Consider the following 14,852-nt stretch of genomic DNA (forward strand, 5'->3'; position numbering starts at 1 on the left):
ATTTATAGATAAGACAATCTTGTTGGCATTTACCCCTATGTTACGTTCAATTAAAATAAGGTAACGCCTATATCCCAACCTATCCAAGCATTTGTTTTGGCATTAAAACGCTTGCCGTCATAGTTTTGAAATGGAAAATAATTTTTATACCTAGCAACCTCTTCGCTCCGATCATCTACAAAAACATTCAAAGCCGGACCTGCATAAATCTCAAGGTTCTTCGAAAGTCTAAAATTGGCAACTAATTTAGCTCGGTATAAATTACTCAACTCATTCCAATTGCCCAGATAGGCATTTTGTGAGGTCAACTGACTCCCTAAAGAGAAGTGGTCGTTAAAGAGGAAATCACGTCCGAAACCTCCGCCTAAAAGAAACATCTTTTGGTTAGGCACTACACTCATTCCTACTTTCAGAACCGTGTAAAAGCCAGCAACCCCTGATTGGTATTCCACATTCACGTGTGTAAATTCATTATTTGAGACAGACAAACGATGATAGCCCCCTTTAATAAAATTGAGCAGTCCTATGCTCACACCCGAACTAGTATCCGCGATATTGACTAGACCAACCTGAAGGCCGCTGATCTTCTTGGCATAATTAAATGCTCCAAATTGCGATCCTTGAACCTCGCCATGAGTAATATTAGCTAAACCTGCGATCTGTACACCATCTACATTTCCGTGTACCAAATTGATTCCTCCAGACATCAATACACCCTTTACATTTTTTAAATTGTGATTATACAATCCACTAGCTTGCAGACCAATAACACTGTCCATAACCGTATTGCTGATTCCGGCTAATTGCACACCGCGCATACCGCCCCCTACCAGATTAAAAATACCGGCGGCCTGTACAACGCGAACATCCGATTTATTAATATTAAAAGCACCCCCCAATTCGACACCTTCTACACCAAAGGTATAGCCCCCTATCATGTTAATAGAAACTTTAGGCACTACCTGACCACTCAATGATCCGTGCGTACTCAAACCAGGCGTGAGCGAAGTCTGCACCGGCGAGTTCGCAAAGAAGCCGCCCAAATTTAAACTTTGAAGCTTCTGTTTAGAGGAAACGAGGAAGCGACCTACGCCCGTGCGTTCAGCTGCATTCAAGTCGGAACCAGCGTGATACCCATAATTTTGATCACTCTTTCCAACCAATACCGGAGCTAAGAGAACCACCGTAGTATCCCGATAATATTCCTTACTGACGGTAATAGATAAGCTGGTGACCGGATTCTTGACTTTGAGACTGAAATAGCCATTCTTATCGGTCAAGGTAGAAAGAAGCAAGCGCTTCTCATAGACACTGGCATGAGCAATTCGCTCGCCAGTCACATCATCAATTACATGCCCAGTTATCGTATGAATTTTCCCATATTCATGATTATCTTCAGAAACCAGTTGCAAACGGTTCGGCGCTAATCGGAGTATAACATAATTGGGTGTCTCTTTATACTCATAGTCGCCTTTCAAAAGCATGTTCAATATTTTTTCAACGGGTTCTTGACGAACCGACATACTCACCAAGCTGTCTTTCGGCAATGCATCGCTACTATAAGAAAAATAAAAGCCACCTATCCTGCTAATCTGTGCCAATAAGGAGTCTAACCTTTCTTCCTTAGCATCGATTGATATCAAAGTAGAAAGGTAGTTCTGAGCAAAGCTCGGTAGCGAAAAAAGAGCAAAGAAAAGGAGGACGAATAGCCTTATTTGTAAAGTACGATCTGCTCTCCTCTTTTCTTCATTTTGATTCCGAAAGTCTCGCATATAAGATCTAAATTCGACCGAATCGAATTATTGTACGTAAGCGTTGTATTTAATTCTAAATTTTCTAATTCCACACCTTCGATGACGATATGGACGTCATATGCATCATTTAACACATCCACCACTCTGTACAAAGGTGTACCATCTGCAATTAATTTATTATTTCGATAGTATTTATACAATTGATCCTGCACCGAACCTTTCTTAAGGTCATGTGAATCTCGATCAATCTCTACAGTTTCATCCCGTTTCAAACGCACAACAACATGTTCTTTACGAACTTCGACCACGCCGGTCTCAACGATTAATTCAGTTGTCTCTTCATTGATTTTAATATTGAAAGAGGTACCTACTACTTTAACGTCAATATCATTAATAATAACATGAAAAGGCTTGTTCGCATCTGGTGCCACATCAAAGAACGCTTCACCTTCGATTAACTTAACGGTTCGATGTTTATTCGCAAAGTGCGTTGGATATTGAACTTTACTATGACGGTTGAGCGTAATAACTGAACCGTCCGACAGCGTATCTATCTTGCTATAATTACCTGTTTCTACGATAAGCTGATTTAAGGAAGATTGATTATAAGCATAAAATGCTCCCCAAGCTCCCAAACTTACCAAGATGATACCCGCAGCAACTTTCAGCCACGACCAAGAGCTTTTCTTTGTTTCCGCAGAAGGCTTCTCGTCGGCCAAGCGCTGTTGGAACCGGTTCCAAGCTAAGTTTTCATCAATCTTGCTTGTCAGAGCCAACTTTTCGCTAGTCGCCCACAACAGCTTAAAATCGCGGTATTGTTTCTGGTTCTCTTCGCTCGCCGCAATCCAAGCTTCTACAAGTGCTTTTTCTTCCTCGCTAGCCTCGCCAACCAAGTATTTGGTCAATATATCATCGTTCACGTGTTTGTTCATAGCCGGAAGAGATTAACAATTAAAAAAAGAATTGGTAAAAAGTCAACAAGCTCCAATCGTAAAATCCTCAGAGCTTTGCCCATCTGATTTTCAACGGTTTTGATGGAAATGTTCAATTGCTCTGCGATTTCACGATATTTCAACTCCTCGAACCGACTCATTTGAAATATAGTCCGACAAGCCTCGGGCAGTTTATTCAACGCCAACTCTAGCCGGCCTTCTAGATCTTTCATTTGCACACGATTGCTTGAGTCATCACCTGAGTCATTCCCACGAACATATCGTTGATGTTGATGATAAGCAGACTTCACTTTTTGGTGTTTGTGATAATTAAGGCTTTCGTTGTACACACTTCGATACAAGAAAGCCTTAATGGATGTATGGACAGTAAGACTTGAACGTTTCTCCCATAATCTAAGGAAGACCGACTGAACAACCTCTTCGGCGATAATTTCATCTTTGACAATCGCGTACGCATAAGCATGTAAAGCTTTGAAATGAGCTTTAAATAAATCCTCAAAAGCGGTGTCAATTGTATCCGTACTTACTTCCACCAAGTTATTGCTGATAATATCCACCAAAGGTATCCGATTAGGTCAAAATTCAAAAAAATCAATGAAAATTATCTGATAATAAATCCAAGCGATAGATTAAAAATACCCGATTTCTGATCCAGTCCCTCGTTCGCTTTTGTCAAACCGCGGCTATACCTGGCATCAATCGTAAACATTCCCAAATCAACCCCGGCATTGAGAACACCACCAGCGTTGAATTTTTTATACTCTGTATCCGCAGGAGCAATTGGATCTTTTAAAGCATAATTAAGATCTGGCCCCAATGACACCCTAAACTTCAAAGCTTCTTCGTTCACAATCTTGTAACCCACCATCAGGGGCACGTTCAGGTTCCGAAATTTAGGCTCAAACTTTTCAGATGCATAGGTATACTCGGAGCTGTAGCTTGAAAAGTTAACTTCCGGCTGAAAGTACAACTCGTCTCCTACCCGGGCGAATACACCTAGATTGAAACCTAATTTACCTGCCTCGTCAGTTAATTCATCCATACCAGATGGAAGCGTGCCATAATTTACACCTGCTTTAACACCTAAGTCTACGCTCTGAGCCTTTACGAGTACTGAAGTTAGCATCAGTGCAGCAAATACAAACATGTTCATTGTTTTCATTTTCATTTTTATTTAGTTTGACTGTTTAGATATATGACAACAAGAACTTGATCCACCCCCATGCGAAGTGAAAAAAAATTCAATCAATTCAATAATAAACTCTAATTTGCAGGTAAATAATGAACCTTATGAAAAGAATCGGAATAACCCTCTGTTTAATCTGTGCTTTATTTTTATGGCAAACGAGCCTGTCGATCGCAGTACCTAAACCGCCAAAGAAATTAGAAATAGGTGTTGCTATGGGAATCGATAAAATTACGGCCGAGAACATGAAATATGCTAAATCGGCCGATATACACCATATCGAAATAGGTGTAGGTGCGTTAATCGACCGAGAAACCTTAACCTTTACAAAGAGTCACCAAGAAATTTTAAAATTGGTTACGGAAGTCAAAAAGGCGGCCGACGGTGCAGGTATTAACATCTGGTCTATTCACATGCCTTTTAGCAATAAGATCGACCTTTCGATGCGGAACGAGGAGGCACGAGCAAAAACCATCGAACTCCATAAACAAGTACTGGAGTATGTTAAAATTCTGAACCCAGAGATTATTCTTTTTCACCCAAGCTTCTATCTGGGTCTGAATGAGCGCGAGGAAAGAAAGCAGCAGCTTATCAAATCTGCGATTGAATTGAACAAGTATGTTAAAACCATCGATGCTACCATGGTAATTGAGAACATGTTAGGCTACGAACTGGTATTGGCCAATGGAAAACGTGAACGTCCTCTTCTTCGAACTGTAGAGGAAGCAGTAGAAATCATGAACCGTCTGCCTGAAGACATTTATTCGGCGGTCGACATGAACCATATTAAAAACCCCGAAAAGCTTATTCGCGCGCTCGGAAAGCGCGTTAAAACGGTTCATGTTGCTGACGGAACCGGCAAAGAAGAGAACCATGCTTTCCCATGTTCTGGTGAAGGCGAAAATAACTGGGTGGATATCATAGCCGCTTTGGATGAAACAGGTTATTCCGGCCCATTTATGTACGAAAGTAAATACCCAGACCTAAAAGACCTGAAAGCCTGTTATGATTCCATGTATAACGATTACGTGCATTCTCTTTCTTTAAAGAAATAAGATAATCTTAAAAATAAAAAAGGCGAGGTTCCGATTCAATGAGAAATTGGCACCTCGCCTTTTTTATTCCTTTAAACTTTCTTAATAGTTAAATGTAATTTACAGCAATTTAAAACATAGCAACAACGGAGATTAAACGGACATTCACCGGAGATCAATCGGGCCCATCTGTTTAAAGTCCGTCTAATGTCCGTTTGATGTCCGTCTAGAGTCCGTCTCAGACCAGAGCAAAATTGCACCAATTTATGTGCAAGAAACAGCTGGAATAGCAACTTGACCATGCGTTTTATTTTGTTTTATCTACCAGAATTGATTTTTCATTTTTAACTCAAAAGAAATAACGGGATTGTCATCCGAAAGCTTATTTTAGTGGCATGGATTTAAACCAAATTCTTGACTCTATATATCCGTTGCCGAAACCTTCTAAGGAGAAGCTGAAGAAGTGTGTAAGAGAAGTTAGTTTTCCAAAAGGACATATCATTTTGAGAGCTGATAGGATTGAAAAAAAACTATACTTTATAAAGAAAGGAATAGCACGTGGTTATTCATATGTAGAAGAGAATGAGGTTACTTTCTGGTTTGGGAAAGAGGGAGATGCTATTATCTCAATGAGAAGCTATGTGGATAATCAAAGAAGTTATGAGAACATCGAACTTTTAGAAGCTTCTGATTTGTACGAAATTAAGGGCGACAGCCTACAACAACTTTATACAGAAGACATCCATCTAGCGAATTGGGGAAGAAAATTTTCGGAAAAAGAGATTATCAAAGCCGAAGAACGGCTGATTTCATTGCAGTTTTTAACGGCGACCGAACGCTATCAAGAAATACTCGATAAAAGTCCTGACCTAATCAACCGTGTTCAACTTGGATATATTGCTTCCTATCTTGGTATCACGCAAGTTAGCTTAAGCAGAATCAGAGCGGAAATTAAATAGAGTTTTTTTATCATTTGTAAAAGATCAGTAGCTGTAAAATACTGACCTTTGAAAAAAAATAAAAAAATGAATTGGATTATATTGATTATCGCTGGATTATTCGAAGTTGGTTTCACGTCCTGTTTAGGAAAGGCAAAAGAGTCGACCGGAACAGAGGCCTATCTATGGTATGGTGGGTTTCTAGTTTCTTTGGTTGTTAGTATGGTGTTGCTTATCAAAGCCACTCAGAGTCTCCCACTGGGAACCGCATATGCCGTTTGGACGGGGATTGGAGCCGTTGGGACTGTTTTAGTCGGTATCTTTATTTTTAAAGAACCTGCAACTTTCTGGCGAATCTTTTTTATTACTACGTTGATTGCCTCAATCGTCGGGCTGAAAGCGGTATCTTCACATTAGCCGGCTAATCTGATCCATTAGTACACCATTATTTAAGAAAAGGTCGCGAGAGTTCAGCAGCACGAGAATTTATTTGGCAAGTGTCAGACCTAACCAAACTGCGATAAGTCCGCCGATGATGCTAGTGCCGATATATAAAGCTGCAGTCCCGTAATATTGATTTTGCAAGAGGCTGAAGTTTTCAGAAGCAAAGGTTGAGAATGTTGTATATCCACCGCAAAATCCGGTAATTAATAAGAGTCTTAGATTTTGGTTATTCTGAATGCTTGAGCTTAGTGAGCCGATCAAAAGTCCGATTAAAAAGCAACCCAAGATATTCACAGCAAAAGTTGCTAGCGGAAACAAACTGGAGTTATACTTTTGAGTGACGACAGAAGTGAGAAAGCGCAGAATGCTTCCTATACCGCCGCCTAATCCTACAAGTAATATCTGTTTCAGCATAATTTATTTGACAATCGCTCTTGATAAAAGATTACGATCAAATATATGAAAATACTGCTTCGATAGAATATTTTTTGTTTCCATCAGCTTCAATTTTTCGGGACACCCGGAACATTTTAAAAAGACACTTTAATTTAGTGCCTCGAATTGGAAAGAAAAAAGGACCCCTTTCGGAGCCCCTTCTTCAACGAAAAGAAAACTAAAAGTTAAACTGGTTATTTATCATTCAATTCGCGATTGAATATTTAAGGCTGCTTTAACTTCATCGAAATTTTTCAGATCGACACCAGCAGATGCTATTTTTGTGTATTCACTAGCTTCGATGAAGACAACCCTTACTCCCCCAAAAGTGATCTGATTGGTGTGCAAAGCGTAGGTTGAAGGGTTTCTCACAGAAACGGAAACTCTGAAGCTACTATTGTATGGGAATGTCGAATAGGTGACCGTGAAGCTTTGGTATAAAAATGGAAGATTATACCACGGATTTCCATATTTAACATATACGAGCATGTTCTTTTGAATTGCTTCGTCATAAGAGATAGGCAAATCGAGTTGTAATGTCCCCGTAAAGGTTTTCCTGCCAATTTCGAACACCTGCACATTCGCATTCCCGGTATCACCCTTGTCCCCTTTATCACCCTTGTCACCTTTCGGACCTTTTAAACTTATCCCTGTTCCCCAACCGGCATTGGTCTTAGGACCATATAAGATACCGGACGTAGTATGAAAGTAAAAGTCACCTATCGCACCGACCGAACTTGCTGGAACTGCCGTACCACTCAACATTTTTGTACCTGGTGTACCTGCCGGACCGCGTGCTCCGGTAGCGCCTGTGGAGCCTTTAAGACTTGAGCCTGTGCCCCAGCCAGTGCTGGTTTTAGGGCCATATAATACAGAGTTGCTTGTGCGAAGATAGAAGTCTCCTTCTGATCCAATATCAGCTGAAGGTGCTGCTGTACCTGACAAAATTTTGGTACCATCAGCGCCGGAGACACCTTGAACGCCTTGCTCTCCTTGTGGCCCCTGAGGACCCTCCGCACCTATTTCTCCTTTCTCACAAGCTACTAAGCAGAAAGCAAATAATATGCTCAGTAAGATGATTGTTTTTTTCATGTTTCTAAATTTATTTTATTGGTTACTTAATTTGTTGGAACAAAGGTATGTTCCGAACAATTTCACCAATACCCCCAAAAGGGGGATTTTTGGAGGAGACTTAAAGACTTTAAAAAGTAAAATAAAATATCCCCCTTTTGGGGGTAAACTACAGACACATAGCTCAATACCTTTGCTTTCGTAATCAATAATACCTGAAAAATGAAAACAAGTTTCAAATTCGTATGGCTATGCTTTATTGCACTGGCTACTGTTTCCTGTAAGAAAGATAAAATTCCCTGTGATCCGACACGTGAAGACAGTCCATGTTATCAGGGCCCGAGCGACCCTCAACCTGGCGACATCCTGTTAGTTTCTGAATATACAAGGCAAACACAGTATGGAAAGACTTACTTCCGAAATACCTTTGATGAACAAAATCGTTTGATCAAGAACACACAGTATTCTACGGAAAATGAAGTACGATCGTCCATAGAGTACACCTATAATGAGCGAGGTTATTTATCGACTGTTATCGATAAAAATGAATTAGGTCGCGCAATAAGAGTTTCGGAATATACAACTCACGACAATCAGGGGCGTCCCATGACGATGAATGAAAGTGTGCCCAACCAACCAGACGAGGTCATTTATGATTGGAGCTTTCAGTATTCGGCTAATAAACTGGTACAATATGCTCATCCACGAGGTGAACTAACCGGTGGATTTACCGAGACCTACATCTACAATGATAGTGGAGATATTTTTTCATTTGAAGTGACGGCAGAGAATTATTTTCACAAGGAAGTTATGAGCAACCTGGACGGGAAGATCAGGCCAAATAAATACGGTAATCCGTACAATTGGCGCTTCCCGGGAACTCAAAACCATCAGCGCATTGTGTCTATTTTGGAAGACGGTACGGAGGATTATGAACGGGAACTTCGATATACTTACAATAATGCGGGATATCCTCTAACAAAAGAGGTATATCAAAAAGCTACAGGTGAACTGATCGAAACCTATACCTATAGTTATCAGCAAGCACGGTAAGATTCGTCTGCATTGGGCTATTATCTTTTCTTTCTTATTTAAGTAGTATATTTTTTTTAAATTAACATATATGAAAAATAAAAAGAAATCTGAGGTCACTTTCCGTTTTTTAGCAGAACCTGAACATGTTAACTATGGGGGTAAGGTTCATGGTGGGGCAGTCATGAAGTGGATTGATCAAGTGGCATATACATGTGCGGCAGGTTGGAGCGGTCACTACTGCGTGACTCTCTATGTTGGGGGTATCCGCTTCTTTTCACCCATTGATATTGGCGACATGGTTGAGCTGACAGCAAAAGTGATTTATACAGGGAATACCAGTATGCACCTATCGGTAGATGTGTATTCCGGTGAGCTGGAAGGCGATAAAATGAAAAAAGCTACTCACTGCATTATTATCTTTGTTGCTGTTGACGATAACCACAAACCTGTAAAAGTCCCTAAATGGATCCCGTTGACCGATAAGGAAAAGGAACTGGAGCAATATGCGATTACACTGATGGAATCGAGAAAGTTTATTGGAGAAAAAATGCGTCCTTATTTAGAGGAGGAGGAGTGATTGTTAGTTGTGAATTCGTACGGTTTTAACAGGAATTGAAATATTAAACGAAGGCAAAATAGCGATCTTTTACAACTAACTTTAATCGCACCATACAGGAATTGAAATTTATAGTTAACATCCTCAATATCTAATCGATATACACTTTAATCGCACCATACAGGAATTGAAATAGTTATAAAACTCCAACAATGGACTTAGGCTCTGTTACTTTAATCGCACCATACAGGAATTGAAATCCGTCCGATTCTATAACATAACCATGTATGCTATACTTACTTTAATCGCACCATACAGGAATTGAAATTTTCTTCCTTAAAGGAGTTTATTCCGTCTATCATACTTTAATCGCACCATACAGGAATTGAAATTATTTTGAACTCGGTTATCCGAAAGGTTACTCCCGTACTTTAATCGCACCATACAGGAATTGGAAGTTCCCGTTGGCAGTAGTTACAGAGAAACGCTTAAGGTTTATTTAAATAAAAATAAATTATAACCCATAGTGGGATTGGCTGGGTCGCGCTATCCCCGCACGCAAAGGCCGCAGCCACCCTAGTGAGGGGGGCTTCAACACAAAAGAAGCCCCCTCGTTTAAAACGAGAAGGCTTCTTTTGTGTTGGCGGAGAGCGAGGGATTCGAACCCCCGGTCCTGTGACAGACAACGGTTTTCAAGACCGCCGCATTCGACCACTCTGCCAGCTCTCCGGGGGCAAAAGTACATACTTTAAGCAATTCTACAAACATTAAGATACATTTTTTTAACATTTGAAGATAAGCTATTCATTTATTGACAATTAGCTTTTCAGGTTTTTGTCGATTAATGTTTGAATAACACCATCAACTAAGCCAATGCGAGGAACAGCAATCTTTTTAAGCTTTCCCCACTTCATGACACTGATAAAAATTAAACAAGCAGGTATGATCACATCTGCTCTATCGGGCTTAAGGCCGAGAACTGTAATCCGCTCTTTAAGCGAATAGCTGTTAAGATAATCTGACAGAGCTTTAAGCTTGTCAAAGCTAAGCAGACTGTCCGGCTTTTCATTTGACAATGAGAAAAGCTTATTAATATTACCGCCAGAACCGACGCCGATAACATTTTTAAATTCTTTAGTTTGCTCACGTACCCATTTTTTCATCTCAATCCAAGTTTCTTCTTTATCTTGATTGTCAAGGATACGGATCGTGCCAATATTAAACGATTGGGAAGCTTTTACCTTACCTTTATCTAAGATCGACAATTCCGTACTCCCGCCTCCAACATCGATGTATAGGTATGTTTTTTTTGAGTCCAATTTACTAACTAATTGGTTCGAGTAAATGATTTTTGCTTCTTCCTTCCCATCGATGATCTGCAAATCGACACCGATCTCTTTTATTCTTTTAACAAGATCAGGTCCGTTGTCGGCTTCGCGCATCGCAGAGGTAGCACAAGCCATGTAGTCCTTGACTTCATATGCGTCCATTAAGTTGCGGAAAGCGGACATTGTTTTAATTAACAAACCGGCCTTTTTATCTGATATTTCATGATCTAAAAAAGCATCATCTCCTAAACGTAATGGAACCCGAACAAGGGTATCTTTATTAAAACTGTAATCACCGCCGCTTTTTGATATATCTGATATTAACAGACGAACGGCATTCGATCCGATGTCGATTGCTGCGTATCTCATTTGTTGATTTTATCTTTTAAATATAAATAGGTGTCTAACTGAGCATGATAACGCTTGCCTGCTCCTGAGCTTAGGTAACGATTGTCATTATTGACATTGATCTCCCTAGCTTTCGTGTTATCATTCAATTGATAATAAATAATTTGCTTAATTTCTTCTTTGATCGCCTCGTCTAAAATGGGAAAGGTGACTTCTACTCGCCTATCGAGATTACGATTCATAAAATCTGCGGAACTTAAAAAATATTCCTCATCTCCATTATTGTGGAATATCCAAATGCGGGCATGCTCTAGATAACGACCAACAATGCTACGAACATAGATATTTTCACTGAAGCCGGGCACGTTTGGAACCAAACAACACATCCCTCGAACGATCAATTCTATTTTTACACCGGCATTGCTTGCCTCGTAGAGCTTCCGGATGAGAGATTCATCGGTCAATGAATTCATCTTAAAGGTCATGGCAGCGGATTTGCCGGCTTTCGCATTATCGATCTCACGATCGATTAACTTATTAAGCGTAGATCGTGTTTCTAACGGAGAGGTGATGATCGACTGATAATCATCATTGTACTTATTATGTCTTAGATCAGAGAATAGCCGTTTCAAGTCGCTGACAATCGACTTATTCACGGTGAATAAATTGTGATCACAATACTTGACTGCGGTTTTTTCGTTAAAGTTGCCCGTAGCCAATGTAGCATAATATTTTATTGTTTTCTGTTCACGTCGGCCAACCAAACAGATCTTGGCATGTACTTTATAATCCGCCTGACCATAATACACTTTGACGCCAGCCTCGGTAAGTTTTTCACCCCAGTCAATGTTTGCTTTTTCATCAAAACGGGCCTTTAATTCGAGGAAACAATAGACTTTTTTGCCATTCCTAACAGCATTTATCAACGCATTGATTACATTGGAATTTTCCGCAAGTCGATAAAGGGAAATGGATATGTTAACTACTTTTGGATCAATCGCCGCCTCCCGGAGAAAATGAATAATATAATCGTAGGACTGATAAGGGAGATTAATCAGATAATCCGATTTTTTCATCTGGTCGAAAAGGCTCTTTTGCAGATCAAAATTGGCAACCTTAAGTGTTTGTAAATACCTATATTCTAATTCTTTACTCCCGACGTTCGGAAAATCGATAAAATCTTTAAAGTTATGATAGCGATTCCCCGGAATAAGTGCGTCCGAGTCCAGTTCGGTTTTCTCAACGAGATAATCTAACATGTCCTGCGGCATATCAGCATCATACAGTAAACGCATTGGCTTTCCTTTCTCACGCTTTTTAAGACTAGATGAAAGAATGTTGATAAATGCGTCGTTCACATTCGTATCTAGGTCGAGTTCTGCATCGCGTGTGAGCTGTATAGTGTACGCTTGGATACTATCGTATTTGAAGATAAAGAACAACTCTTCAAAGCAGTACCGGATGATGTCATCTAAGAGAATAATGAAATTAAGATTTCGCTCTTTGGGGAGTATTAAAAATCGCGATATAACATTTGACGGTACTTCCAGAAGTGAATATCCTATTTTTTTCTTGTAGTTAAACTTTATCAGGAAGTAAATACGCCGATCTTTCAGTTCGGGAAATGGCTTGCTAACTTTTCCATAATCAAGCATGATGGGGACAAGCTTTGGCAGAACAATCTCCACAAAATATTGCCTAACAAATTGTCCGCGCGCAACATTGAGTTGCATTTCATTGATGATAAATATTTTCTCCTTCGCTAGAAGATCAATAATTTCATCGTAAAGTATATCGAATCGTCTTTCGAGGGAGACCACTAGTTCCTTTATGAGCTTTAGAATCTTTTTCGGGCTATAGCCTAAGAACTCTTTCGCTTTGACATTTACATCCGCAAACCGGTTTAACGTTGCTACACGAACTCGATAAAACTCATCTAAATTGGAAGAGAAGATAGCAAGGAAACGCAGCCTTTCTATTAACGGAACTGTAGGATCCGCCGCTTCTTGTAGTACCCGTTCGTTAAAATGTAGCCAACTCAGTTCTCTATTAACGAGGGGTATGTCGATTTCCTTTAATTCTGAATCTTCTTGCATAAATTACTAACAGACACTTTAGTTCTATTACAAATATTGTAATGCAATATAAAGTATTTGTTAAGTTAATATTAACAGTATGCAATTTAATATAATAAGATGATTAATTCCAAAATGGCTGCTCTAAAACTTCCAATTGATGGATGATTTGGTCTTCTTTGATTGGATACTCTTGATCATTCCGGATCGTCTGATAGACACATTCGAACAAATCCATAAACGTGGCGCTGTCGGCTTCAATATATTCGGTCATCTTATCTTCTTCATCAATGAAGTATGTAAGCTTGCCCTTACTTTCCGTTGGCTCTAAACCGTATCCAGCATCTGTGGGTTTAATGCCTTCCAGCAATTGCTGTTCTTGCACGTCGGAACGGTCTTTTTTGAAGCTGCCTTTGCTTCCATTTAGAACGTAGGCTGTTCCTGGATCAGCAGCCAGATAGCTCGTCGTAATGTAAACTTGTACGCCGTTTTCATAGGAGAGGATGAAAAGCACGTAATCCTCAACCTGGGTGCCTTCCCGATTCTTTGTACCGATTTTGAGCGTTTTGCTGGGTTTACCAAAGAGGTAAATAACCTGATCAATAATGTGCGATCCTAAATCGTATGCGATTCCACTAGCAGGGATCGGTTTTTCTTTAAATGCTTTTGGACCTATTTCCGCGCGATAGCGATCGAACCGTACGTGCATTTCTATTAACTTGCCAAGCTTCCCGCTTTCCAAAACGTGTTTCACGGATAAAAAGTCGCTGTTCCAGCGTCGATTTTGATAAATTAACAGTTTTCTATTTAGGGATTTAGCTAATTCAAAAAGCTCCTTTGCTTCCGCACTTGTTGCAACGAAAGGTTTTTCGACTAAAACATCTTTGCCGGCGTTTAACGCTTGGGCAGTAAATTCATAATGAGTGTTATTCGGTGTATTGATGATGACGAGCTCGATTTCCGAGTCATTCATCAAGGCATCGACCGAGTCATACGATTTTACGGACGGGTACCGCTTTTGTACCTCCTTCTTACTGCGTTCTACTACAGCGACAAAGTCAAAGCGATCGCTTTCAGCAACAAAAGGCGCATGAAATAATTTACCGGACATACCATATGATAGCAGTCCGGTTTTTATGGGGTGATTAGTGTTCAAACTCTTTTAGTTTTTCTACTGCAAAGTCTTGAATAACTGTGTTCGTGTTTCTGCTGATATTCTCCAATTGGTGTACAATTTCTCCTTGAGAATGCTTTACCTTTTCTGCCATCTTTTCAGCAGAAAGTACCGGAGCAGACGGAGACTCGACGGCGTTTGTAACCGTCGAATCGGTTGCCAAACTATCTGCAACAGCCGGAGCGGCTGCGACAGGATATCCAGTGGATTTACCAGCTTTAACATCGAAATGATCTTCTGCAAACTCGGGCAAGATAACGTTTGATTCAATAGCCAAGCTAGCTACTTCATTTGCTAAATCTTTATACTTCGTAGCTAACTCTTGCGACTTAGGGTTCAAATTAAGAGCCGCATACTCTTGGAAAAGAGCCTCTTCATATACGATATTAAGAGCCTTATAAGCCTCTGTATCTACCTTTGTATAATCATTGTACCGAAAAGTCTTGTTTGAATCGCCACAAGAACCCATGAATAAAGCCGCTGCTAGCAGACTAGAATAAAAAAAAGCAGGTTGTTTCATT

The 14,852-nt window shown here is 40.0% G+C and carries 15 protein-coding genes, 1 tRNA gene and 1 CRISPR repeat array; of the genes, 5 read left to right on the plus strand and 11 right to left on the minus strand.

Annotated features, from left to right (window positions below):
- Positions 1-50 precede the first annotated feature (50 nt).
- Genes WKR92_RS03710 through WKR92_RS03725 form a run of 4 tightly spaced genes read right to left on the minus strand, consistent with a single transcriptional unit; the run spans position 51 to position 3,875 of the window.
- Positions 51-1,772 carry an STN and carboxypeptidase regulatory-like domain-containing protein gene (locus WKR92_RS03710; RefSeq protein WP_375556486.1) on the minus strand — a complete coding sequence of 574 codons (1,722 nt, stop codon included), beginning with the start codon at positions 1,770-1,772 and terminating at the stop codon, positions 51-53.
- The gene (locus tag WKR92_RS03715) at positions 1,712-2,686 is read right to left on the minus strand and encodes a FecR family protein (RefSeq protein WP_375556487.1); all 975 of its coding nucleotides are present in this window, start codon (positions 2,684-2,686) and stop codon (positions 1,712-1,714) included. The genes WKR92_RS03710 and WKR92_RS03715 overlap by 61 nt, the downstream gene beginning before the upstream one ends.
- Complete coding sequence (locus WKR92_RS03720) at positions 2,683-3,264, minus strand: RNA polymerase sigma-70 factor (RefSeq protein ID WP_375557950.1); 582 nt, start codon at positions 3,262-3,264, stop codon at positions 2,683-2,685. The genes WKR92_RS03715 and WKR92_RS03720 overlap by 4 nt, the downstream gene beginning before the upstream one ends.
- Before the next feature lie 44 nt (positions 3,265-3,308).
- Positions 3,309-3,875 (minus strand): porin family protein, encoded by a 567-nt coding sequence (locus tag WKR92_RS03725; protein WP_375556488.1) that lies wholly within the window; start codon positions 3,873-3,875, stop codon positions 3,309-3,311.
- A 122-nt stretch (positions 3,876-3,997) separates the two neighbouring features.
- Here WKR92_RS03725 and WKR92_RS03730 point away from each other — a divergent pair, with 122 nt between their 5' ends.
- The 3 genes from WKR92_RS03730 to WKR92_RS03740 all read left to right on the plus strand — a co-directional run bounded on the left by WKR92_RS03730 (position 3,998) and on the right by WKR92_RS03740 (position 6,282).
- Positions 3,998-4,948: a sugar phosphate isomerase/epimerase family protein gene (locus WKR92_RS03730; protein ID WP_375556489.1), complete on the plus strand. Its 951-nt coding sequence runs from the start codon at positions 3,998-4,000 to the stop codon at positions 4,946-4,948.
- A 374-nt stretch (positions 4,949-5,322) separates the two neighbouring features.
- Positions 5,323-5,886, plus strand: coding sequence for a Crp/Fnr family transcriptional regulator (locus WKR92_RS03735; RefSeq protein WP_375556490.1), 564 nt, complete (start codon positions 5,323-5,325; stop codon positions 5,884-5,886).
- 66 nt (positions 5,887-5,952) lie between these two features.
- A complete protein-coding gene (locus tag WKR92_RS03740; RefSeq protein WP_375556491.1) occupies positions 5,953-6,282 on the plus strand; it encodes a DMT family transporter in 330 nt (109 codons plus the stop codon).
- Positions 6,283-6,351: 69 nt separating this feature from the next.
- Here the strand turns inward: WKR92_RS03740 and crcB are convergent, their stop codons facing one another.
- Both crcB and WKR92_RS03750 read right to left on the minus strand, forming a co-directional pair.
- Positions 6,352-6,723: a fluoride efflux transporter CrcB gene (gene crcB, locus WKR92_RS03745; protein ID WP_375556492.1), complete on the minus strand. Its 372-nt coding sequence runs from the start codon at positions 6,721-6,723 to the stop codon at positions 6,352-6,354.
- Positions 6,724-6,945: 222 nt separating this feature from the next.
- Entirely contained in the window at positions 6,946-7,836 is an 891-nt protein-coding gene (locus WKR92_RS03750) for a collagen-like domain-containing protein (RefSeq protein WP_375556493.1), read from the minus strand.
- A gap of 201 nt (positions 7,837-8,037) precedes the next feature.
- Between WKR92_RS03750 and WKR92_RS03755 the strand changes: the two genes are divergently transcribed.
- Both WKR92_RS03755 and WKR92_RS03760 read left to right on the plus strand, forming a co-directional pair.
- Complete coding sequence (locus tag WKR92_RS03755) at positions 8,038-8,868, plus strand: hypothetical protein (RefSeq protein WP_375556494.1); 831 nt, start codon at positions 8,038-8,040, stop codon at positions 8,866-8,868.
- Positions 8,869-8,938: 70 nt separating this feature from the next.
- A complete protein-coding gene (locus WKR92_RS03760) occupies positions 8,939-9,427 on the plus strand; it encodes an acyl-CoA thioesterase (RefSeq protein ID WP_375556495.1) in 489 nt (162 codons plus the stop codon).
- A 78-nt stretch (positions 9,428-9,505) separates the two neighbouring features.
- Positions 9,506-9,864: direct repeats of the CRISPR family, unit length 30 nt; unit sequence ACTTTAATCGCACCATACAGGAATTGAAAT.
- A 183-nt stretch (positions 9,865-10,047) separates the two neighbouring features.
- Here the strand turns inward: WKR92_RS03760 and WKR92_RS03765 are convergent.
- The 5 genes from WKR92_RS03765 to WKR92_RS03785 all read right to left on the minus strand — a co-directional run bounded on the left by WKR92_RS03765 (position 10,048) and on the right by WKR92_RS03785 (position 14,851).
- Positions 10,048-10,135: transfer RNA gene (locus WKR92_RS03765), tRNA-Ser, on the minus strand.
- A gap of 89 nt (positions 10,136-10,224) precedes the next feature.
- Positions 10,225-11,103 carry a Ppx/GppA phosphatase family protein gene (locus WKR92_RS03770; protein WP_375556496.1) on the minus strand — a complete coding sequence of 293 codons (879 nt, stop codon included), beginning with the start codon at positions 11,101-11,103 and terminating at the stop codon, positions 10,225-10,227.
- Positions 11,100-13,178 carry a polyphosphate kinase 1 gene (gene ppk1 / locus WKR92_RS03775; RefSeq protein ID WP_375556497.1) on the minus strand — a complete coding sequence of 693 codons (2,079 nt, stop codon included), beginning with the start codon at positions 13,176-13,178 and terminating at the stop codon, positions 11,100-11,102. Before ppk1 ends, WKR92_RS03770 begins: the two co-directional genes overlap by 4 nt.
- Before the next feature lie 103 nt (positions 13,179-13,281).
- Positions 13,282-14,313 carry a Gfo/Idh/MocA family oxidoreductase gene (locus WKR92_RS03780; protein WP_375556498.1) on the minus strand — a complete coding sequence of 344 codons (1,032 nt, stop codon included), beginning with the start codon at positions 14,311-14,313 and terminating at the stop codon, positions 13,282-13,284.
- Positions 14,303-14,851 carry a hypothetical protein gene (locus tag WKR92_RS03785; RefSeq protein WP_375556499.1) on the minus strand — a complete coding sequence of 183 codons (549 nt, stop codon included), beginning with the start codon at positions 14,849-14,851 and terminating at the stop codon, positions 14,303-14,305. The genes WKR92_RS03780 and WKR92_RS03785 overlap by 11 nt, the downstream gene beginning before the upstream one ends.
- Position 14,852 lies beyond the last annotated feature (1 nt).

Source organism: Albibacterium profundi, assembly GCF_042159835.1.
In the GTDB taxonomy this organism is placed as follows: Bacteria; Bacteroidota; Bacteroidia; order Sphingobacteriales; family Sphingobacteriaceae; genus Albibacterium; species Albibacterium profundi.